The organism is Solwaraspora sp. WMMB335, assembly GCF_049179075.1.
Taxonomy (GTDB): domain Bacteria; phylum Actinomycetota; class Actinomycetes; order Mycobacteriales; family Micromonosporaceae; genus Micromonospora_E.
In genome coordinates this window covers 5,743,694-5,765,969 of the sequence record NZ_JBMHMF010000001.1, presented here as the reverse complement: position 1 = coordinate 5,765,969, position 22,276 = coordinate 5,743,694, and the positions used below count along the sequence as shown (strand labels likewise).

General features: G+C 70.3%; 17 protein-coding genes. 8 read left to right on the top strand and 9 right to left on the bottom strand.

Annotated elements, in window-relative coordinates; translation table 11 throughout:
- Window positions 1–739: 739 nt before the first annotated feature.
- The 9 genes from ACN27F_RS25120 to ACN27F_RS25080 all read right to left on the bottom strand — a co-directional run bounded on the left by ACN27F_RS25120 (window position 740) and on the right by ACN27F_RS25080 (window position 11,038).
- Complete coding sequence (locus tag ACN27F_RS25120) at window positions 740–1,984, bottom strand: MFS transporter (protein ID WP_421437532.1); 1,245 nt, start codon at window positions 1,982–1,984, stop codon at window positions 740–742.
- A 40-nt stretch (window positions 1,985–2,024) separates the two neighbouring features.
- Window positions 2,025–2,705: a GntR family transcriptional regulator gene (locus ACN27F_RS25115; protein WP_421437530.1), complete on the bottom strand. Its 681-nt coding sequence runs from the start codon at window positions 2,703–2,705 to the stop codon at window positions 2,025–2,027.
- A 125-nt stretch (window positions 2,706–2,830) separates the two neighbouring features.
- Complete coding sequence (locus ACN27F_RS25110) at window positions 2,831–4,129, bottom strand: MFS transporter (protein ID WP_421437529.1); 1,299 nt, start codon at window positions 4,127–4,129, stop codon at window positions 2,831–2,833.
- A 4-nt stretch (window positions 4,130–4,133) separates the two neighbouring features.
- Window positions 4,134–5,324: a M24 family metallopeptidase gene (locus ACN27F_RS25105; protein WP_421437528.1), complete on the bottom strand. Its 1,191-nt coding sequence runs from the start codon at window positions 5,322–5,324 to the stop codon at window positions 4,134–4,136.
- 54 nt (window positions 5,325–5,378) lie between these two features.
- The gene (locus ACN27F_RS25100) at window positions 5,379–7,148 is read right to left on the bottom strand and encodes an ABC transporter permease (protein ID WP_421437526.1); all 1,770 of its coding nucleotides are present in this window, start codon (window positions 7,146–7,148) and stop codon (window positions 5,379–5,381) included.
- Between the two features lie 5 nt (window positions 7,149–7,153).
- Window positions 7,154–8,275, bottom strand: coding sequence for an ABC transporter substrate-binding protein (locus ACN27F_RS25095; RefSeq protein ID WP_421437524.1), 1,122 nt, complete (start codon window positions 8,273–8,275; stop codon window positions 7,154–7,156).
- On the bottom strand, window positions 8,272–8,994 hold the full coding sequence (locus ACN27F_RS25090) for a cysteine hydrolase (protein WP_421437523.1): 723 nt from the start codon (window positions 8,992–8,994) through the stop codon (window positions 8,272–8,274). The genes ACN27F_RS25095 and ACN27F_RS25090 overlap by 4 nt, the downstream gene beginning before the upstream one ends.
- A 45-nt stretch (window positions 8,995–9,039) precedes the next feature.
- Window positions 9,040–9,801, bottom strand: coding sequence for an isochorismatase family cysteine hydrolase (locus tag ACN27F_RS25085; RefSeq protein WP_421437521.1), 762 nt, complete (start codon window positions 9,799–9,801; stop codon window positions 9,040–9,042).
- Window positions 9,802–9,829: 28 nt separating this feature from the next.
- Entirely contained in the window at window positions 9,830–11,038 is a 1,209-nt protein-coding gene (locus ACN27F_RS25080) for an ABC transporter ATP-binding protein (RefSeq protein WP_421437520.1), read from the bottom strand.
- A 208-nt stretch (window positions 11,039–11,246) separates the two neighbouring features.
- Here ACN27F_RS25080 and ACN27F_RS25075 point away from each other — a divergent pair, with 208 nt between their 5' ends.
- From ACN27F_RS25075 to ACN27F_RS25040, 8 genes are all read left to right on the top strand, one after another.
- The gene (locus ACN27F_RS25075; RefSeq protein ID WP_421437518.1) at window positions 11,247–12,074 is read left to right on the top strand and encodes a siderophore-interacting protein; all 828 of its coding nucleotides are present in this window, start codon (window positions 11,247–11,249) and stop codon (window positions 12,072–12,074) included.
- Window positions 12,075–12,274: 200 nt separating this feature from the next.
- On the top strand, window positions 12,275–13,090 hold the full coding sequence (locus ACN27F_RS25070; RefSeq protein WP_421440431.1) for a pentapeptide repeat-containing protein: 816 nt from the start codon (window positions 12,275–12,277) through the stop codon (window positions 13,088–13,090).
- A 561-nt stretch (window positions 13,091–13,651) separates the two neighbouring features.
- Entirely contained in the window at window positions 13,652–16,519 is a 2,868-nt protein-coding gene (locus ACN27F_RS25065; protein WP_421437517.1) for an O-antigen ligase family protein, read from the top strand.
- Window positions 16,516–17,760, top strand: a complete 1,245-nt coding sequence (locus ACN27F_RS25060; RefSeq protein WP_421437515.1) for a polysaccharide pyruvyl transferase family protein — start codon at window positions 16,516–16,518, stop codon at window positions 17,758–17,760. Before ACN27F_RS25065 ends, ACN27F_RS25060 begins: the two co-directional genes overlap by 4 nt.
- Window positions 17,757–18,941 carry a glycosyltransferase gene (locus ACN27F_RS25055; RefSeq protein WP_421437513.1) on the top strand — a complete coding sequence of 395 codons (1,185 nt, stop codon included), beginning with the start codon at window positions 17,757–17,759 and terminating at the stop codon, window positions 18,939–18,941. The genes ACN27F_RS25060 and ACN27F_RS25055 overlap by 4 nt, the downstream gene beginning before the upstream one ends.
- Window positions 18,938–19,768: a glycosyltransferase gene (locus ACN27F_RS25050; protein ID WP_421437512.1), complete on the top strand. Its 831-nt coding sequence runs from the start codon at window positions 18,938–18,940 to the stop codon at window positions 19,766–19,768. Before ACN27F_RS25055 ends, ACN27F_RS25050 begins: the two co-directional genes overlap by 4 nt.
- Window positions 19,765–20,940, top strand: a complete 1,176-nt coding sequence (locus ACN27F_RS25045; RefSeq protein ID WP_421437510.1) for a glycosyltransferase family 4 protein — start codon at window positions 19,765–19,767, stop codon at window positions 20,938–20,940. Before ACN27F_RS25050 ends, ACN27F_RS25045 begins: the two co-directional genes overlap by 4 nt.
- A gap of 58 nt (window positions 20,941–20,998) precedes the next feature.
- Window positions 20,999–22,270, top strand: a complete 1,272-nt coding sequence (locus tag ACN27F_RS25040; RefSeq protein ID WP_421437509.1) for a DUF1800 domain-containing protein — start codon at window positions 20,999–21,001, stop codon at window positions 22,268–22,270.
- Window positions 22,271–22,276: the final 6 nt, after the last annotated feature.

Genomic DNA, 22,276 nt, shown 5'->3' with positions numbered 1-22,276 from the left:
ATGGTTGAGAAATAGCTGGCGAGCCGGCAGCTGGCACGGTGGACGCCTCGGCCACCACGACGGAGCACGGGACCTGGATCGCACCGGCCAACCGGGTGACCTGGACGCCCCCCGGATTCGACCACTCCCACCGTTTCTACGGCCGAGCCGACGTCCGCGTCGTCGCCATCCCGGCCGGAATGTGCGGCGAACTCATGGCACGTCCCGGCGTGTTCGCGGTAAGTCACTTGCTCCGCGAGGCCATCCTGGCGCTGACCGGCCGGCCGGAGACCCGCCCCGGCGCACACGAACGGCTGCACGCGGTCGTGATCGACAAGCTCACCGAGACCCCCGAGCAGCCGCTGCGTCTACCCGAGCCACGCGACGACCGACTACGCGACGTCACCAACCTTCTGCACACCGAACCCGGCCGGGCGACGTCCCTGGCCGAGCTCGGACGGGCCGCCGGAGCGAGCGAACGCACCCTCAGCAGACTGTTCCATGACGAACTCGGCATGAGCTTCCACCGCTGCGCACCATCCTGCGCGTCCACCACGCCCTGCTCCGTCTTACCGACGGCGACTCGGTCACCGCCACCGCGAGGGCGTGCGGATGGTCCACCCGTCGAGCTTCATCGAGGCATTCGGCTCGGTCGACGCGCCCCCGGACGGCAGATCCGCACGCCCAGGACGCCCGCACACGCTTCGCGCGGATCCCGACAGATGCCGCCGACGACACCGGGCACGAGGGGAAGGCCGCGCTACGGCACGGCCGCGTCGGACTTGGCGGTGAAGATGTTCCGGGACGCGGCGAGTCCGAGCAGGGTCGCGCCGAAGACGACCAGGCCCACCGTACTGACGCCGCCCAGGGCCACCAGCACACCGACGGCGATGGGACCGGTGGTCTGGCCGACGCTGCGGGAGAGGGCCTCGGTGGCGGCGGCACTCGCGCGCAGTTCCGGATTCCAGTTCACGCTGATCGCCATGGACAGCGGCATCAGGGCGCCCAGGCAGGTCCCGAGCAGGACCAGGGTCAGGGCGACGGCCGCGACGTCCAGCGCGGCCAGGGCCACCGCGGCGTAGGCCGCGGCGGCCAGCGGGATGACCAGGTAGAGCCGGGTGAACAGCTGCTCACGAGTGATCCGCTTGAGCGACATGCGGTTGATGAAGCTGCCGGTGAAGACGCCACACGGGATGAGGATCGACACGCCGACCCGTTCCAGGGTGCTCAGGTCGTCGGCCAGCCGGTCGAGCAGGACACTGACACCGAAGTGGCTGCCCTGCATGATCAGCCCGATCCCGACGCTGGACAGGATCAGCCAGCGACGCCGCCGTTCCCCCAGCATGGCCTGGATCGCCCGCAAGGTCAGCCCGATCCGTCGGCGGAACGGGACGTCGGGCGCGTGCGCGTCGGGCGGGCGTTCCCGCCCGAGCCGGGCCACGAACACGACCACCAGCAGGATGGTCGCGTAGACCGCACCGACCGCGAACACGATGATCGGTTGGTCCAGCGACGCCGAGAACGCGCCCAGCGCGAGCGCCGAGGCGGCGCCCATACTGACGAACGTCTGCAGCAGGGAGTAGCCCCGGTCGCGGGCTCTCGGATCGCCTTTCGTCAGGTCCGCCACGAGTGCCTGGCCGCACAGTGCCATGGCGCCGCTGGCGAAGCCGGTGAGCAGCCGCCCGACGGTGAGCACGGCGTAGCTCTGGTACAGGCAGAGCAGGATCGACACGACGGCGTTGACGATCATGCCCGGTACGAGGACCCGGCGGATCGGAACGAGGTCGAGCAGGGGTCCGGCGAGCAGTCCGGCGACCGCGGTGGCCACGCTGTGCGCGCCGATGGTGATCCCGATCTGGGCCGGGCTGAGATCGAGGCTGCGTCCCAGGCCCACCGAGATCGGGATGTACGCCAGCTGGGTGAGCGGGTTGAAGAACACCAGCAACGGGGGGACGGCGGGGGCCAGCGGTACCCGGGTCCGGGAGATGTCGTTGCCGCTCGTCACGACCGCTCCCCCAGCCACGTCCAGCGGCGCAGCCGACGGCTCAGTCGATCGGCTGGTGCTCCAGGAACGCTTTCATCTCGTCGAACGCGGCGGACGAGTGCGTCCGGAAGATCGCCTCGGCCGCGTCGAGGTCGCGGTCGCGGCAGGCCTTCAGGAAACGCCGATGCTCGTCGAGGCCGTCGAGGCGACGCTCCTTGGAGCGGATGAACGCCACCGACAGCATGCCCGGGGTCGCGGTGCGCAGTGACAGCAACATCTGGGTCAGCCGCGGTGAACGGGCGGCGTGGTAGAGGAACACGTGGAACGCCCGGTTCAGCTCGACGTACTTGCTGAGGTCCGGGTCGCGTTCCATCTCCTCCTGCATCCGTTCGGCCTCGGCGAGCTCCTCGTCGGTGATCCGCTCGGCACACAGCCGTGCCGCCAACGCCTCCAGCGTCTCGCGCAGCAGCCGGATGTCGCGCAGCTCGTCGGCGTCGATGGCGGTGACCGTGGCCACCTTGCGGGCATGGACCTTGATCAGACCCTCGGCGGCCAGATCGCGCATCGCCTCGCGTACCGGTGTGGGGCTGACCCCCAGCATCTGCGCGATCTCGGTCTGCACGATCCGTGATCCAGGCTTGAGCGTCCCGTCGACGATTGCCGAGCGCATCCAGTCCCGGACGCGTTCGTGGACGGTCCCCGAGATACCGGCGAAGGATGTCGCCGCCTGGTCCCCGAACACCACTGTCCTGCCCTCGATTCTTCTCGCCCGGCGGCAAACCCCCGGGGGCATACTCCGACCGTTCGATTCTACAGAATCGAGGCGAACACCACGTGTAGTGGCTGGATACTGTGCGCTGCGCCATGTCAGGTCCGGTCCTCTCGGAGATCGATCTCGGCATCGGCGAGCGTCCACCGACGTAGCGCCGTCAGCCGCCAGCCCAGCAAACCCATCACGACCGCGCAGGCCAGGCCGCCGGAGACCATCGCGAACGCCGGGCCGGTGAAGCTCGCCGTCGCGCCGGCCCGTGCGTCGCCCAGCAGCGGTCCACCAGTGACGACACCGATGTGCACGGCGGAGAGCCGACCCCGCAGGTGATCCGGGACGCTGAGCTGCAGGACGGTCTGGCGGAACACCGCCGACACCACGTCGGCGACGCCGGCGACCATGAGCAGGACGAGGGTCAGCGGCAGCCAGTGCGACAGGCCGAAGCCGGCGATCGCCAGACCCCACACGACGATCGAGATGATCACGGCTCGTCCGTGGCGCGTCACCGACCCTACCCAGCCCGAGGTGAGGGCTCCGATGAGGGCACCCGCTCCCGGAGCGGCGTGCAACAGGCCGACGGTCACCGCGTCGCCACCGAGCTGGCCGAGGGCGATCGCCGGAAAGAGCGCGCGGGGCATGCCGAAGAACATGGCGTTCAGGTCGGCGAGGAAGCATCCCAGCACCGCGGGTTTGGTCCTCAGGTAGGTCAGGCCCTCGACCACCGATTTGAGCCCGGGCTTGGTGACGGCGTGGACCGGCGGCATCGGCCGCATCCGGCTGAGCACCGAGATGGAGATGAGGAAGGTGACGACGTTCAGCCCGTACGTGGTCGACAGCCCGAGCGCCGCGATGACGACGCCCGCGACGGCCGGCCCGACGATCGCACCCACCTGGGTGAGGGTCTGGTTCAGCGCGAAGGCGGACGGCAGGATCTCCCGCCGCACCAGGCCGGCCACCGAGGCGCTGCGCGCCGGGCTCTCCAGTGCCGAGAGCCCGGCCGAGACCGCCACCAGCACGAAGATGGCCCAGACCGGCGGGCGATCGAGCAGGGCGAGCATGGCCAGCCCGCCGACGACGGCGGCGAGCAGACTCTCGGTGACCAGCAGCAGCTTGCGTCGGTCGACGGCGTCGGCGACCGAGCCGCCGAACAGGGAACAGACCATCAGTGGAACAAGCTGCGCGAGGCTCGCCAACCCGACCATCAGCGTCGATTCGGTCAGCACGTAGACCTGGTACGGCACGGCGACCCGCGTCATCTGGGTGCCCATGATGGCGACGGCGTGCCCACTCCAGAGTCGCCGGAAATCCGGCGACTCGCGCAGCGGGGTGATGTCGACGACCAGCCGTCGGCGGGCGGGTGCGGGTATCGTCCGTCGTTGGTTTCCCGTGGTCGTCACCTGGTCAGCCGCACCGGAAGAACTCGCGCGGCACCGAGTGCAGCGACTCCAGGCCGGATCCGGTGACGGTGAACATCTCGCCGTACTGGACGCCGGCGAGACCGTCGGGCGTCACCACGTTCGGCTGGATGACCAGGCACATCCCTTCCTGGTAGACGAATCCCTCGGGCTCGCCGCGGTAGGTCTGGCGGGTGCGCACGATGGCGGGCAGCTGCGCGCAGCCGTGCACCAGGTCGTCGTAGATGGTGAACCCGTGTCGCTGGGCGACCTCCGCCGCGTCGAGAACGTCGGACACTGTCGACCCGGGCCTGATCGCCGAGCGGACGGCGTCGAAGACCTCGACCGCGACGTCGTGCAGCCGGGCGTAGAACGGTGTCGGGCCGGTGCCGATCGTGTAGCTACGCAGGACCTGGGCGGAGTAGCCGGCGTAGTTCGTGCTGAGCTCCGCCACGAGGGCGTCACCGACCTGAAGTTCGCGGTCGGACTGGTGCTGGCACGGTACGCCACCGCGCGGGTTCGACATCTGGGTGGCGACCATGAAGTGGATGCCGTTGATCCCGCCGTCGGCCAGGTAGCTGTCCTCGACGACCTTGGCCAGCTCGTGCTCGGTCATGCCGGGCCTGGCCTGCTCGGCGATCGCCATCGCCGAGGCGTCGCACATCCGCGCCGAAACCGCCAGCCGGTCCAGCTCCTCGGCGCTCTTGATCTGACGCTGGTCCACCAACTGCCCGCCGAACTCGACCCACTCGACGCCGGGGAAGGCCTCGGTGAGCCGGGCGTACTCGCGCCAGGTGATCGTCCCGGCCAGGCCCACCCGACCGGTGGAGACACCACGCTCGCGCAGGCATCCGATCAGGGTGGGCACGGTGTCCACCGAACCGGTCGGGGCCGAACCGCCGAAGCGCACGTCGGGGAACCGGGACATGCGCCGGGCCAGCGGCAGGTGGTTCGACAGCTGGATCAGCATCGTCGGCTCGCCGTGGCGCGGGAAGATCACCCAGGCCTCCCGGGTCGACCACCAGTCACTGAGGTACAGCACGTTCGGGTCGCGGCCACCGCGACCGCAGACGATGACGAGTTGCAGACCGAGAGCGTCCATCCTGGCCCGGACCTCGGCGTCGCGCCGGTCGAACTCCGCGGCGGAGAACGTCGGGTATTCGCGGTCGGTGAGTGGTTCCTGAGCGGTCGTGGTCATAGATCCTCACTACAGGTTCTCGACGAGTGACGGTCGCCGGGGCCCGAGGGCGGCCTAGAGGCCGCCCTCGAGTCCCATCCGGGCGTTGAGGCGGTTGTAGCCGACCAGCCCCACCAGCAGGATCGCGAAGGTGACGATGCCGAACGCGGCCACGGTGGAGAACTGGCCGTCGCCGGCCATGTCGAACATGACGACCGCCGCGGTGCGGGTCTGCGGACCGGCGAGATAGAGCGTGGTCTGCAACTCGCGGAAACTCATCACCATCGTGATGAGCGCGCCCGCGAGCAGCGCCGGCGACAGCAGCGGGACGACGATCGTCCAGATCGCCCGGGCGAAGCTCGCCCCGGCCACCTGCGCTGCCTCCTCCAGCTCCGAGCTGATCTGCAGCATGCGGGCGCTGACCAGCCGCGACACCACCGCGATGATGATGGTGATGTACGCGATCACCAGCGCCCAGTGGGTCGAGTAGATCGGCAGCGGGGTGATGAGAAAGATCCACAGGAAGCTGACCCCGACGATGACGTTGGGCAGCGCCATCGGCACCGACGTCAGCAGGTAGAGCAGCCGGCCACCGGGGATCCGGCGGGCCGAGAACCACGCAGCCAGGGTGGACAGCGTGAGCACCCCGATGCTCGCCAGCACGCCGACCAGCAGGCTGTTGACGAATCCCTGCAGGATGTTGGGCGTCTGCAGGGCAGCCACGTACGACTCCAGCGACAGCGACGTGACGGCCTCCCAGCTGACCTGCCGGAAGAACGGGTTGAGCGACATCCACAGCAGCATGAACAACGGCAGCAGGATCACCAGCGTCAGTACGGCGAAGGTGAGGACGGCCACCGGCACCCGCCACCGGCCCAGGTCCATCCGTACCGAGGAGAAGTTCTTGCCGCTGATCACCGCGTACCGCTCCCCTGCCTGGTTGAACCGGTCGTACCACCAGATCATCACCACGGCTCCGAGGAGCATGAACACCGCGTAGGTGGAGACCAGGCCGACGTTGCTCGGCGGCGTGCTGGTCCGCAGGTAGATCTCCGAGGCGTAGGTGAAGATCTTCTCGTTGACGCCGAGGAACCACGGGATCTCGAACGCCTCCCAGGCCCGCATCAACGCCATGATCGCGACGGCGGCGATGCCGGGTGCCGCCAGCGGGAGCGAGATGTCCCGCACCGCCCGCAGCTTCGAGGCCCCCGACACCTCGGCGGCCTCCTCCAGCGAGGAGTTCATCGAGGAGAAGACGGTGACCACGAACAGGTAGACCATCGGCACCATGGTCAGGCCGTTGACCAGGATCAGGCCCTGCATCGAGTAGACGTTGAACAGGGTGCCCTCGGTGCCGGTTAGGTTGCGCCAGGCCACGTTGATGGCCCCGATCTTCGGGCTGGCCAGGAACGTCCACGCGACCGGAACGAGGATCCCCGGCACCGCCATCTGGACGATGGTGAGCACGCCCACGAGATTGCGAAACGGCGCGTTGGTGCGGGCGACGATCCAGGCGAGGAACGTCCCCAGCGCCAGCGCGACGAGCGTGGATCCGCCAGCGAACTGCACCGTGGTCCAGGTGACGCGCAGCAGCCGGCCGGAGGCGAACGCGTCGCGGAAGTTCTCCAGCGTGAAGTTGAGGGAGAAGAAGTCGGCGTCGGTGGGTCGGGCGTCCTTGAGACTGGTGAACAGCAGGATGGCGATCGGCAGCGCCACCTGTGCCAGCAGGATGACCAGAACCAGGCCGTAGACCGCGCTGCGGGGGGTGAAGACCCCCCGCAGCGCGGGGAGGCGGGTGACCCGACCGGTGGTGCGCCGGGCCCAGCCTTCCACGAGGGTGGTCATGTCGATCAGCCCGTCACAAAGATCGACTGGTGCTGTTCGACGCGGGTGTCGTAGTCACCGAAGTTGTCGGTGGTCTCGAAGAACAGTTCGCTCTCCAGGATGCCCTCGGCCGACGAGGGGATCGGCGCACCTTCCTTGATCGGCACCTTGACGACGACCTCGCCGACCTTGTTCTGCCATTCGTCGCTCATCAACCACTCCATGTAGAGCCGGGTGGTGGCCGGATGCGGCGCGTTCTTCAGCGGGAAGTACATGTCCGGCTGGGCGATGGTCACCGGCGTGGTGACGATCTCGATCGGTGCCCCGTCGGCGATCAGATCCCGGACCGTGCGGGTCGCGCTCTGCGGGAACGCGACGTCGAACTCGCCCGCGGCGAGTTTCTCCAGACCGTCGGCTCCGGCGTAGACGACCGGCTCGTTGGCGGCGATCGCCTCCATCAACGCCAGGCCGTCCTGCTCGCCCATCTCGGCCAGCACGCCAGCGAACCAGTCGAGCTGGTCGATGTTGACGCCGAACCGGCCCCGCCACTTCGGATCGGTGAGGTCCTCGTACGTCTGGGGGGCCTCGGCCGCGGTGACCTTGTCGGTGTTGTAGGTGATGTGGAACGTAAAGAAGTCAGCCACCGAGCAGCCACAGTCCGCATAGGCGCGGTCGGCCGGCAGGTCGCCCTCGCCACGCGGGTCGTACTCCAGGCAGAGACCTTCGTCACGGCACAGTGTGTTGTCCTCCAGCGGGCCGCCCTGCAGGACGTCCGCGCTGGGGCGACCGGCCGCGTTCTCGGTGATGACGCGCTCGATCAGCTCCAGCGTGCCGCCGGAGGTGTATTCCAGTTCCACCCACGGGTACTTCTCGATGAAGAGGTTGATCTGGTTCTCGGCAGCGGCGGCGGGCGCGCTGAAGTAGTAGCTGAGCACCCCGCCTTCGGCCTTGGACGCCTCCTCCAGCTCCGCCAGGTACTCGGCGTACTCCTCGTCGGTCATGTCGACGGTCGACGCCACGGCGAGCTCCTCCGACAGGGTCGCCGCCTCGGCGTCGGCGTCGTCGCCGCCACCACAGGCGGCCAGCGCGAGCGCCATCGCCGTCAGCGGAACCGTGATCCTCAGCATGGTCGTACTGCGACGTCTCATGCCGGCACCTCCGTCGCGGCCGGAGCGGAGCTGAGCTTGGCGGCCAGTTCCGCCAGCGACAGGACCCAGCCCTGGCAGCGCCCGAGCTGCTGGAGCCCGAGTTCCTGCAGGTCCTCGCCGAACCAGGTCGCGACGCACTCCGCGACCGTGATCACCTTGTACGCCTTGCAGCTCGCGTCGTAGGCCGTGGACTGGATGTCCGCGTTGGTGTTCGCGCCGGCGAGGATCAGCGTGTCGATGCCGAGCGCCTTGGTGAGCCACTCCAGGTCGGTCTGGTAGAAGGCGCTCAGCGACTTCTTGGTCTTGATGATGTAGTCGCTGTCGGCGACCGAGACCGCGAAGTCCGGCTTGAACGTGCCGTCCTGCACGTCGACCGACTCGTCGGGCACCGGGCCGTACGGGCTCGGCGACTCGCCGATCGCGGCCCAGGCCCGGTCGACCCGGGTGTTGGCCCGGGCCTGTGCCTCGACCGGCCGCAGCGCCGACAGGACGTGAATGACCGCGGTGCCGCTCTCCCGGGCCACGGTGAGGAGTTTTTCGGTGTTGGCGAGCAGATCGTCCCGTACGCCCGGTGGGAACGGCGCGGTGGGGGTGAGCCGACGCTTGGTCATCTCGACCGTCACGACCGCGGACGTGGCCGGGACGACCGGCACGGCGTCGTTGATGACCTGGAGAAACTCCTTGCGGTCGTAGACGTCGACTATGGGTCCGGTCAGCATATATGTATTCCCTTCGATAAATATGACAATCAGCCGACGGGCCGGTCAGATGCCCGCCATCGCGGAGACTCCGGCGGCGGCCTTGGCGGCGGAGAGCCGCTCGACGGCCTCGGCGGAGGACATCGCGAAACCGATGGTGCGGGGGTAGTTCTGCAACGCGAACTCGTGCAGGTCCTTGCCGTGCGTGGAACCCACGGCATCGGTGACGATGACCGGTGTCCACATCCGGTTGTAGGCGTCGAACGAGAAGTTGGAGACGCAGTTGTTGGTGTTGATGCCGACGACGAAGAACGTGTCGACGCCGAGGCAGCGGATCAGGTGCTCCACGTCGGTCGACAGGAAGCTGCTGGTCATCTGCCGTTTGGTGTTGATGATGTAGTCGCCCGGCTTGGGACCGAGGATCGGCATGACGTCCCACTCGAAGTAGCCCTCGGGCGCGTCCGGGTGATAGCCGGGCCTGGGCGCCAGGCCGTACGGCGTGCCCGGCCGGCCGGTGCTCTGCACGATCGCGCTGCGCGGTTGCATGCCACGCTCGACCAGCCGTTGGTAGACCATGACGTGGATGACCGGCAGCCCGAGTTCGCGTCCGGCGTCGAGGAAGGCGGCGGCGTTCGGCAGGATCCGCTCGGCCACGTTCTGCGGGAACGAGGACCAGTCCTTGTCGATCTGCCGTACGTGCATGTCGATCTGCACGATCGCGGTCTTCGCAAAGTCGATCTCCAGGGCGTCGTTCAGCCTGGTGAGCGTCTCGCTGCGGTCGATGACATCGACGGCGTGGCTCTTCGGGTGCACCTGGTTGTCGGTCATGTCCTTCTCCTCTGGTCGCTGTGTCTTCTCACTGCGCGTCTTGACCGGCCGGCGAGCGGTCCGGATGCAGGACCACGTGGTGTGGCTCGATCCGCACGTGGACCCGGGCGCCCAGTGCGGCGCCCGCGCCGCCGCTCACCCGGGCCGTGACCAGGTGGCCGGACTCCAGCTCGACGACCAGCTCCGCGAACGGGCCGAGGAACGACGCCGAACGCACCGATCCGGCGATGACCGGTGTCGGGCTGTCCACCACCGCTTCCCGCAGTTGCAGGTGCTCCGGGCGAACGGTGAGCACGACGGTTTCGGAGACCCGCACGGTGTCATGCGGCTGCCGCGCCACATGCAGCTGCCCGATGCCGGTCTGCACCAACCAGTGGTCGTCGTCGGCGTCGACGACGGTGCCCGGCAGCGTCTCGCTCTCGCCGACGAAGTTCGCCGCGAACACGTCGGCGGGACGTGAGTAGACCCGGGTCGGCGCACCCTGGTCCTTGATCTCACCGCTTTCCAGGACCAGGATCCGGTCCGACACCGCCATCGCCTCCTCCTGGTCGTGGGTGACGTAGAGGACGGTGATGCCCAGACGCTGCTGCAGGTCGCGGATTTCCTGGCGGACCTCCTTACGCAACTTCGCGTCGAGGTTCGACAGTGGTTCGTCGAAGAGGATGAGTTCGGAACGCGACACGAGCGCGCGGGCCACCGCCACGCGCTGCTGCTGCCCTCCGCTGAGTTTGGTGGCCGGACGCTGCGCCGCGTGGGCGAGCCCCAGCATCTCCAGTACCTCGGTGGTCCGGGCGATGATCTCGGCCTTGCGCAGCTTGCGGCGCCGCAGCGGGTAGGCGACGTTGTCGAAGACCGACATGTGCGGCCAGATCGCGTACGACTGGAACACCATGCCGATCTGGCGCTGCGCCGGGGTGAGCCGGATCCGACGGCCGGATGAGTAGACCGGTCGTCCGCCGATGGAGATCTCGCCGGACGTGGGCGTTTCCAATCCGGCGACCGAGCGCAGGATCGTGGTCTTGCCGCAACCGCTCGGGCCGAGCAGCGTGACGAACTCGCCTCTGGCGACGTCGAAGCTGATTCCGCGTACGGCGTGAACATCGCCATCGGCGGTGCGATATTGCTTGTGGAGATCGACGATCGACACCATCGGCGCAGGTTCAGGGACACGCGGCGCCAGCACCTCGTCGACGGTGCCAGCCGCCTCGGCAATACCTGCACTCTGCGTAGCGGTCATCTCACTCCCTTCTCTATAGACTAGAGACGAGAGTAGGTAGACCGTGTTACGGCCAGCCGGCCCCGAGTGTTGCGGCACGATTAGCAAGCCATGACAAAACCGCTGCACAGCGAGGTCGCGAGCTGGCGTTCCGGCGCCGCCACGACATCCTCGAGCGAGTAGGCTAGCCTAGCCTAACCAGCAACCAGGCAGACGGAAGGGCGACGAGATGGCGCCTCAGCGGCAAGCACCGAGTCAGCACGTGCTCGCGGTCGAGTCCACCGAGTGGCTGGCGCCGCATCTGGTGCGGGTGGTCCTCTCCGGCGCGTCACTGGCCGAATTCACCTGCAACGGACACACGGACGCGTACGTGAAACTGCTGTTCGTGGATCCGGCGCTCGGGCTGGAGCCGCCCTACGACCTCGCCGCGCTGCGGACCACCCTGCCGGCCGAGCAACGGCCGGTGACGCGCACCTACACGGTGCGCTGGGCAGATCCGGCGGCCCGGCGGCTGGCGATCGACTTCGTGACCCACGGCGAGACCGGGATAGCGGCGGTGTGGGCGGCCAAGGCCAGGCCGGGCGACCAGCTGGTGATGGCTGGCCCCGGCGGGGCGTACGCGCCCGACCCGGCGGTCGGCTGGCACGTGTTCGCCGGCGACCTGTCCGCGCTGCCCGCGATCGCCGCGTCGCTGCGGGCGCTGCCGGGACACGCGCGAGGTGTCGCGCACATCGAGATCACCGATCCGGCCGACATCCTCGACCTCGACCACCCCGCGCAGGTGACGGTGAACTGGCTGATCAACACCGACGCGGGGGACACCGTGTTTCTCGCCCGCGCGATGGAGGACTGGCCCTGGCCGCCGGCAACGGACTCCCCCGGCGCCGTACAGGTCTTCGCCCACGGCGAGCGTGAGTCGATCAAGGCCGTTCGCAAGATGCTGCACGCACGGGGCATCCCCCGCGAGGCGATCTCGATATCCGGCTACTGGGCCCGTGGCCGCAGTGAGGACGTGTTCCAGGCGGAGAAGCGCGAGCCGATCGGCCGCATCGACTGATCGGCCGCATCGGCGACGCCGCCGATCAGGCCCCGAACAATACCTCGAATCAGGACGGTTCGCGGCGTGGCCAGCCTCGACCTGCCCGGATCTTTCGGCCACCCAGAGCTAGAATCTGGGCGCGGCGGGGAGGCACCAGGTAGCGGGGAGGCGGTCGTGCAGCCGGAGATACCGTACCGGGTGATCGGGCTACTCGGCTCGTGCGACGTGGGCACGGTCTGGTCCGCGATCGACGACACCCGCGGCCTCGCGCTCACCGTCGCCGTGCTCAGCTCCGGTGCGGCGAGCGACCGGCAGTGGCGCGATGCCTTCATCACCGCGGTCCAGTCGCTGGTCTCGCCCGAGACCGGCCAGCCCACACCCTACGTCGGGGCCGACTTCACCACGGCCACGCCGTGGGTGGCCTATTTGCACACCGGCCAGGCGGGTGCGGAACGCGTGTTCGTCGCCCTTGGCCGCACCTACTCGCCGGCGCTGCCCGGCGAGTACCCGCCGGCATCGCCCGGCGAGCGATCCGGGCCGCGCCCTGCCAGCCCGGCACCGACCTCGGGCGGGCCGACTTCCGGCGGGCCGACTTCCGGCGGGCCGACTTCCGGCGGGCCGACTTCCGGCGGGCCGACTTCCGGCGGGCCGACTTCCGGCGGGCCGACCAGCCCGGCCGGCGCCACGTACGGTACCGACCAGACCGGCGCGATGGACGAGTACGGCCTGGCGACGTCCACCTACCGGCGCCGTTACTTCGGCGAGGGGGCCGACGATCCGTACGGCGCCTCGGTCGCCGACCCGGTCCCCCGACCGAGAAGACGCACGTGGCTGTGGGTGGGGACGGCTGTCGGCAGCATCGTGCTCCTGGTGTCGATCGGCGTCGTCGCCGTCACGCGCATGCTCAGCGGCGACGAACCGGGTACCGCCACGCCGACCACGACCGCCACCCCCACGGCGGATCCCTCGGCGACCGTACCCCTGCCGAGCAGCAAACCGCTGCAGCCGGGCGTGGAGCCACCACTGCCCGGTGAGTGGCCGGACTGGCCGGCGTACGACGCCGACGACCCGGTGCAGCGACGTGACCTGGAAGGGCTCGGTTTCACGCTCACCCTGCCGGCCAACTGGGCCTGCATGGCTACCGAGGCCACCGCCGAGATGACCCGCTACGGCTGCGGACTGACGACCGAGGCCGGCGAGGAGGTCGGCGGCGAGGTCGTCGTACGGCAGTGTCCGGCGATCTGCAACGAGGACCGGCGCACCGAAATGCGTCAGGCCGAGGAGGCCTGGGGTGCACAGTGGCGCTACGCGGGCAGCCACGCCACGATCGCCGAGGCACCGGAGTTGGCCGACGGCACCGAGTACGGCCTGGTGGTCGTCGGCTACTGGCGTACCGACCCCGACGGTGCGGTCGAGCGTCAGGTCGTGATCCGGATGGCCGGACCGAGCAGCTGGACCGACGAGCTGCGGAAGATCGCCAATGGAGTCCGCGACAGCGCGAAATTCTGACAACCGCTACTGTGAGGCGATCCTCAGCCGATACCGGTCGGTGATCGCTTGCCGGCCGTCGACAGAACGGAACCAGCCCCAGTCCCATGGCCGCCGTACGACGGTCCACGCTCACCGGCTCGCTGGCCGATCCCGCGTCGATCCTGGCGCTTGGTGCGGTGGTCGTCAGCATCGGCATCGGGCCGATGGCACTTCTACCGTCGGAGAATCCCCATTACGCCGGGATCGCCAACCTGAACCCGACTCTCCACACGTACACGATCGCGCTGGCGACGGCGTTCGCGCTGCTAGCGGTACGGATACCACGCCGGCTCGGGCAGGTGATGCTGCCCTGGCTGCCGCTGCTGGCCTGGCTGGTGCTCGGTGCCGTGACGGCCTGGGAGCCGAACCTGCGGACCCTCTCCGGCGTGCTGCACCTGGTGTTGGGCGCGATGGCGTTCGCGATCGGCCAGGCGGGTGCCCAGATCCGGCTGGTCTCCCGCGCCGACCCCGCTCACGATCCCCGGCCACCGGTGCTCGGTTGGGCGTTCGCACTGGTCGCGTGGGCACAGTTGATCGCGGTCGGGCTGGCCGCGATCGGGCTACCGTTGCGCCGGATCGACGGCGTACAGGCGCTGGACGTGCTGGGCCGGGCCACCGGCCTGACCGCGCATCCCGGTGAGCTCGCCAAGCTGCTCTTCTTCTGCGGAATGTGCGCGCTGGTGCTGCCGCAGCGCACCCGCAACCAGCGTCGGTTGGCCTGGAGCACGCTGGCCGCGGTCTTCGTCGGCGTCTGGCTGACCCAGAGTCGTACCGCACTGGTCGCCGTGGTCAGCATGGTCGGTCTGTTCCTGCTGTTGGAGCGGGCGAACGGGCGCTGGCAGCGGCAGCACCTGGCGCTGATCGGCCTGACCGGAGCGCTCGGCCTGGGCTCGCTACCGTGGCTGATCGAGCGGTTCACCGCCGACCCGGGCGGTGGTGCCCGCGGTCACGTGGCGCAGGTCGCGTTCGAGGTGATCATCGCGAACCCGTGGGCGGGCGTCGGTCCGAACGGGTACGTGGCGCTGGTCGGCCGCACCGACTCCCTGACCGCCAGCGGAGTCCCGGTGCACAACATCTTCCTGTTGAGCCTGGCCGAACTGGGCATCGTCGGCGCGGCGCTGCTCTGGCTGCCGTTGCTGCTGGTACTCGGCACGGCGCTGCGGCGCACGATCCGCACCCGCGGTGCCGATCCCGCGGCCCGTCTGCTGGTCAGCGCCACGCCGGGCATTCTGCTGATCGGGATGACCGGCTGGGGTCTGCTGCAGGGCCCGTACTTTCTCATGTTCATGCTGATTGTCGGCTTCTTCGGCGCACGCGTCGGGACGGCCGGCGGGCCGGCCGGCCCGCCGGCACCGCCGGCACCGCCCCCGGCGGCGATCTGGGTGCCGGCGGCCGACGGGCCAGGCAGCACTGTGGACGTCAAGCAAAAACCAATATCAACCAGGAAACAGGACACCATTTCGGACGATGCGAACCAGGTGCCGGCACGCCGACGCGCCTCGCTGGCGGTCGCGTCCGGGCTGCTCGGGGTGGCCGCGATCGCCAACCGTCTGACCATTCTGGTACTGATGGCGCTGCTCACCCGGGGAGCCGGCGCCGCGGTGGTCGGCTACTACGGCCTGGCCACGCTGAGCGCGTCGTTCGTCGCCGCGTTCCTCTCCTTCGGGCTGGCGACCTATCTCACCCGGGAGTACGCCGCCGGCCTGGTCAGCTCCGCCGAGGTGGCCCGGTTGCACTTCAGCCGGTTGACGCTGTTCACCCTGGCCGGGGTGGCCGCCTGGATCGTGACCGGGGTGGTGGTTCCGGCCGAGGTCCGTGCCGCGTTCCTGCTCTGCTTCGTGGCCAGTCTGCTGGAGCAGTGGAACGAGACCGCCTGGCCGGTGGTCCGTGGCACCACCCGGGGCTGGGTCGAGGCCGCCACCAACGGCGCATGTGGAGTGCTGCTGATCGGCCTGTGCGGGGTCGAGGTCCTGCGCACCGGGGCGCTCGACTTCGATCGTGCCGGGCAGTATCTACTCGCCGTCGCCGTGCTGCGCTCCGCGGCGGCGGTGCTGTTCACCGGGCTGTGGCGGCAGACGCTGCCCAGTCTCCGGCGGGCCGAGGCCGGACGGGGCGAGGCCGGACGGGGCAGGGTCGGCGGTGGCCGGATCCGGCAGGCCGCGCCGTACTTCGCCGCAGACCTGCTCGGACTGGCCTACTTCCGCGGCGATACGTTCATCCTGGCGCTGTTCGTGACGGCCGCCCAGGTCGGCGTGTACGTCTCGGCGGCCGCGCTGGTCGGCCCGGCGGTCCAGGTGGCCGCGGCGATGGGGGTCGGTGCGCTGGCCTTCGCCGCCGGCCGACGCGCCGACGACCACCCGGCCGCCGACGATCCGGTGACCGTCTACCGGTTCTTCCGTACCGCCGGGTGGGGTGCCTCCGGCCTGCTCTACCTCGCGCTTCCAGCGGGAATCGCGATCCTGTTCGGCACCGACGGTTCGACGATCGCCGCGGTCACCACCGTGCTCGGGTTGTTCCTGGCGCTGCGCTTCGCCAACTACGGCTTGTCGGCCGTGCTGCTCGCGGCCGGGCGGGCCGGCGGGCGACTGATCGTCCTGGTCTGCAGCCTGACCGCGAACGTCCTGCTCAACCTGCTGCTGGCCAGCAGGTTCGGGGTGTTCGGCGCGGCCTGGTCCACCGTGCTGACCGAACTGGTGGTGGCCGCTTCGATGCTCTGGTTCATCCGGTCACCGGCACTGTTGCGCCCGGTGCTGGTCGAGGTCGCGATCGTCGCGGCCGTCGGGGCGCTGCTCGTGGCGGCCTGGCAGTTCGTCGGTCTCACCACGGCCGTGTTGTGCGTCGGTCCACTCCTCGTCGGGCTGGCCGGTGCCGGGCTGCTCTGGCAGCGCCGCGCCGCCGGCCGACCCACCCACACCCCTGCGGAGGCCAGATGAGATTCGCAATCGCCGGCTGGTTCGGTTCGGACAATCTCGGCGACGAGCTACTGCTGCACAGCCTGATGTCGGCGGTCCGAGCGGCGGATCCGACCGCCACGTTCGTGGTGCTCTGCCCCGTGCCGGAGCGGGTCACCGCACTGCACGCGGTGGACGCCGTACACATGCCGACCCTGCGTTCGTCCGGGTCGGCCGGTCGGCAGGCGGCGGCCCAACGCGCGCTGCGCGAGTGCGACCTGTTGCTGCTCGGTCCGGGCACGGTCTTCCAGGAACGGTCGCCGAACCTGCCCTGGCCGGGCACCCTGCCGATGTTCGCCCGGATCACCACGATGGCCCGACTGGCCGGTACGCCGGTGGCGATCGCCGGGGCCGGGGTACGCGAGGGTGCGACCGGAGCCGGACGGGCCCTGCTGCGCGGTCTCGGCGCGGCGTGCCGGGCGATCGGTGTCCGCGACCGGCGCAGCGCCGACCACTTCGGATCATCGGCGCGGGTGATCGGCGACATGGCGTACGCGTTGCCGCTACCGCCGGCCGCCGGGCCGGCGCCCGACCGCTTCGCGGTCTCGATGCGCCCGCTGGCCGAGCACCTGGAGGCGCCGCTGGTCGCCGCGCTCACCGAGGTGGTACGACGGCTGACCGGCGCCGGCTGGGCCGGCGACTTCCTGCCGATGGCGTACGGACGCGACGCCCAGGGTGAGGACGACGCCACCATCTACCGATCGAGTTTCCAGGATCTGCTCGGCCTGTTGCCGAATCCGCTGGACGACGCCGCGTTCGCGGTGGAGGCGACCACGGCGGCCGGGGCGACGGCGACCGGACCGTCCGCTTTGGCGGGCGCCACCACGGCCACGGCCGCCCCGGACGCCGCCGGGGCGAACGCCGTTTCGGGCCGGGACGCCGCCGGTCGCAGCCGGTTCGGCGCGGCGCTGGACGAATGGCTGGCCAGGTTGGCCGGTCATCGGCTGGTGATCGGCGCCCGGCTGCACGCGGTGCTGCCGGCGGTCGCCCTCGGCGTGCCCACGGTGGCGATCGCGTACGAGCGCAAGGTCCTGGACGCGTTCGCCGACCTCGGACTCGCCGACTACGCACTCGGCCCGGACACCGACGCCGAGGCGATGCACCGCGCGGCGCTCGCCGCCGTGGCCGCGCCGGAGATCTTCGCGGCCGCCGCCGACCGGGTGCGGGCGCAGGGCGAGATCGCCCGGGAGTTCGTGGCGGCCGCGGTGGGTGGTCGGCGATGACCCGGGTGCTGCTGCTCACCCCGTTCGCGCCGCACCGCGCGCACGACCACGCCGCGTCGGACACCCTGGTCCGACTGGTGCCTCGGCTGGCGGCACAGACCGAGTTGTTCGTCTACTCGCCGCAGGCGGCGGTGCCGGCGCAGACCACGATCGCCGTCGAGGCCGACGGGAGCACCGGCGAGTACACCCTGCTGCCGGTGGCCGAACGTGCCGTGGCCCGACCCACACCGACCGACCGGTTCGGCGTACGGCCGGCCTGGCTGCGGCAGGCCTGGTCGAGCGGCGCGGCCGACGAGGCCGCCGCGGCGATCGAGCGGGTTCGCCCGGACGTGGTGCACGTCGAGTACCTGCAGGGTGCCGAGGCGCTGGCGCACAGCCGGCGTACGGTGTTGGGCCTGCACGACATCACCGAGTCGGTGATGGCCGAGTCGTACCGGGTGGCCACCGGCCCGGCCCGGGTCTACCGTCGGGCCGAGCTGATCCGTACCCGCCGGTTCGAGCGGACGGCGATCCGGCGGGCCGGCGCGGTGCTCACCCTGTCGGCGACCGACCAGACGGTGGCCCGCACGCTCAACCCACGGGTGGTCCTGGCCCGGCCCGGTGTCGAGCTGCCGGAGAAGCCGTGGACGGCGCCGGTGGCCGACACCCGCCCACGGCTGGTGTTCGTCGGCGCGCTCTGGCGCCGGGCGAACGAGTTGGTGGCGCGGTACCTGGCCGAGCAGGTGCTGCCGCTGGTGTGGCAGGCGCATCCGCAGGTCGAACTGCGGCTGGTGGGGGCGAAACCAGGGCCGGCGCTGCGGGCACTGGCCGCCGCCGACCAGCGGATCGTGGTGACCGGTGCGGTGCCGGATCTGCAGGACGAGATGCGGGCCGCGCATGCCGTGCTGGTGCCGTCGATCGTCGGAGGCGGAGTGTTGATGAAGGTCCTGCACGCGATGGCGCTCGGCGCGCCGGTGATCACCTCTCCCGGACCGGCCGCCTCGGTCGGCGCGGACGAGAGCATGCTCTACATCGGCGCCGACCCCACCGGCCTGGCCGCCGCCGTCGACGCCGCACTCACCGATCCGGCGCAGGCGGCGACCCGTGGTGAGCACGCCCGGGCGCACATCGGGGCCACGTTCCGGTGGGCCGACACGGTACGCAGCTACCTGGACGCCTACGCGATCGCGGTGACCCGATGAAGGTGACCGCGATCGTGGTGGCCTACAACTCGGCCGCCGACCTGCCGGAGAGCCTCGGCAGCCTGCGGGAGCTGCCGCTGGAGCGGATCGTGGTCGCCGACAACTCGTCCACCGACACCAGCGCACAGCTCGCCCGCGAATACACGCCGCACGTGTTGACCAGGGCGAACGACGGGTTCGGCGCGGCGATCAACGACGCGGTGGCGGCGGTGCCGCCGGCGGATGCCTATCTGCTGTTCAACCCGGACGCCCGGATCGCGCCCGACGACTACGCCCGGCTGGTGGCGGCGTTGCGGGCCGATCCGGAGCTGGGCGTGGTGGCACCGCTGATGCGGTACCCGAACGGCCGCTACGGGGTCTCCGCCGGCTCGGATCCCGGCATGACCAAGGAGTGGCTGGCCGCGCTGCGGGTGGACGACCTGGTGCCGGACAGCGTACGTCGCCGGCTGGCCGCCTCGCGGTTCCTGCGGTCCCGGATCCCGATGCTCGCCTATCTCGACGTCGAACCGTCGCCGCAGACCCGCCGGGTGGACTGGGTTTCCGGCTTCTGCATGCTGGTCCGGGCGGACGCCTTCCACTCGATCGACGGCTTCGACCCGACCTACTTCCTGTACTTCGAGGATGTCGATCTGTGCGTCCGGCTGCGGGAGCGTGGCTGGTCGGTGGCCTCGGTCGGCACCAGCGTCGCCCAGCACCGGGAGAGCACCAGCACCGCCGCGGTGGGCAAGAACCGGCTGTACCGCGAAGGAATGTCCACCTACTTCGCTCGGCACGGCAGCCGCGGCCAGCGGCTGCTCGCCGAGGCCCTCCGAAGGAGCCCGATGTGAAAATCCTGTTCGTCGCGCCCTGGATCCCTTCACCTGAGCGGCCGCGCAGTCTGATCCTGCTGCGGATGCTCGCCGCCGAGCACGAGGTGCGGTTCCTCGGCCTGGTCCGCAACTCCGCCGAGCGGCGGCTGGCCGCCCAGTTGCCGGTCGCCGACCCGGTACTGGTGGACAACTCCCGGCTCGGTTCCGTGGCGCGCAGCTTCCGGTCGCTGCTGACCGGCGACTCCCTGCAGACCGGGTACGCCGACCCGGCCGCGCTGGTGCCACGGTTGCGCCAGGAGATCGCCAGCTGGCGCCCGGACGCGGTGCACTTCAACGTGTTCCGTACCGCTCATCTGGTGGAAGCGGCGGCGCCGGTGCCGGTCGTCATCGATCTGGACGAGTTCCGCAGCGAGTACTACGCCCAGCTCGCAGCCGAGGGGTCGAACCCGTTGTGGCGGGCGCTGGGGCGTATCGAGCAGCCCCGGATGCGGGCCCGCGAGCAGCGGCTGGTCCAGGCCGGCGTACCGATCATCCTGTCCGGTCCGGAGGTGCCCGGCCCGCCGACCCCGGGTACGGCGGTGGTCCGCAGCCCGTGCGACTTCCCGCTGCGCCCGCCGGGGCAGGTGGCCGGTCCGGTGGTGCTGTTCGTCGGCCGGCTCAGCTACGAGGCGAACGTGGTCGGCCTGCACTGGTTCGTCAGGTCCTGCTGGGCGCAGCTGCGCGCGGCGGTGCCGGACGTCACGCTGCGGGTGGTCGGCGCCGATCCGCCCCGCTCGGTACGGGCCCTGGTCGGTGACGGCATCGAGCTGCACGCGAACGTGCCGGAGGTGACGCCGTACTACGCGGACGCGACGGTGGCGATCGCACCGATCTTCCGGGGTACCGGAATCCAGCTGAAAATGATCCAGTCACTGGCCGCCGGCGTGCCGACGGTCACCAGCTCCACTGTGGCGTCGCGTGCCGGCGTCCGCGACGGGGTGCACCTGCGGGTCGCCGACACCCCGGACGAGTGGGTACGGGCAGTGCGTGACCTGCTCACCGATTCCGCCTCGGCGAACGGCATGGCGGCCGCCGGTCGGGAGTGGGCGGTGGCCGAACACGGCACCGAGGCGGTACGCCAGCAGTTGGCCCGGGCGTACGGCATGCTGAGCGCACCTCGCCCGCAGCGGGACAGCCCGGTCGGCGGTTGACGGTGTCCGGTGTCCACCGCCGCTGTCGACCACGGTCACGGTCGCATACATTGATGCGGTGACCGACGACGTGGCGTTGCTCCTGCGGCGGTCCGGTTTCGGGCCGACCGCAGCCGAGCTGACCGCGGCACGGCGGACCGGCTTCGCGCAGGCCGTGTCGGCGCTCGTCGCCCCGGCCGGACCCGACCTGGGTGCCTCCGCGTCGCCGGTGCCGGATCTCGGGCCCGATCCCTACGACGGGCTCGACGACGCGGACCAGGCGGCGTGGGAGGCGGCGAGCCGCGCCCGCGAGCAGCAGACGCTGCGGTTGACCCGGTGGTGGCTGGACCGGATGAGTGTCGCCGACCATCAGGTCCGGGAGAAGCTCGTCTTCTTCTGGCACGGGCACTGGGCGACCTCGATCCGCAAGGTGATCCGGCCCTCGCTGATGCTGCGCCAGCACCAGACGCTGCGCGCCTCGGCCGACGTACGGACGCTGGCGCACCGGATGGTGCGCGACCCCGCGCTGATCTTCTGGTTGGACGGTCAGCTCAACGACCACCGTTCGGCGAACGAGAACTTCGGCCGGGAGCTGATGGAGTTGTTCCTGCTCGGCATCGGCGCCTACACCGAGCGGGACGTCAAGGAGGCTGGGCGGGCACTCACCGGATGGCGGATCGACTATGCCTCCGGCACGTCGGTCCTTGTCAGACGCTCGCACGACGACGGGGTCAAGACGATCCTGGGCCGTAGCGCCGCGTTCGGCGCCGACGATCTGGTCGACCTCCTGCTCGACCGGCCGGAATGTCCACGGTTCATCGCGGCCCGGCTCTGGCACCGCTACGCCTCCTCGCAGCGGCCCGTCCCGGCCGACGTGCGGGAGTCGATGGCCGCCGCCTTCCCCGATCCGGTCGCCATGTTGCGGGTGCTGTTCACCAGTGCGGCCTTTGCCGACAGCGCCGGAGAGCTGGTGAAGCAGCCGGTGGAGTGGCTGGTCGGAGCGGTACGCCAGTTGGGCATCCGGCCGGGTGGCTGGGACGACCGGACCACCGGGCAGGTGCTGTACAGCATGGACCGGCTCGGCCAGGTGCCGTTCGCGCCGCCGAGCGTCGGCGGCTGGCCGGCCGGGGCGAACTGGTTGACCCCCGGCACCGCCCAGGCCCGGCTGGGCCTGGCCAATCGGATCCTGGTCGGTATGCCGTCGCTGCCGTCGTTGAACCCGGAGTCGCTGGCGAACCTGCTGACGATCGATACCTGGACGAACCGAACCTATGCCGGGCTACGCGAGGTCACCGACCAGCTCCAGCTGCTGCTGCTCGGCCTGGCCAGTCCGGAATACCTGGTCACCTGAGGTGCC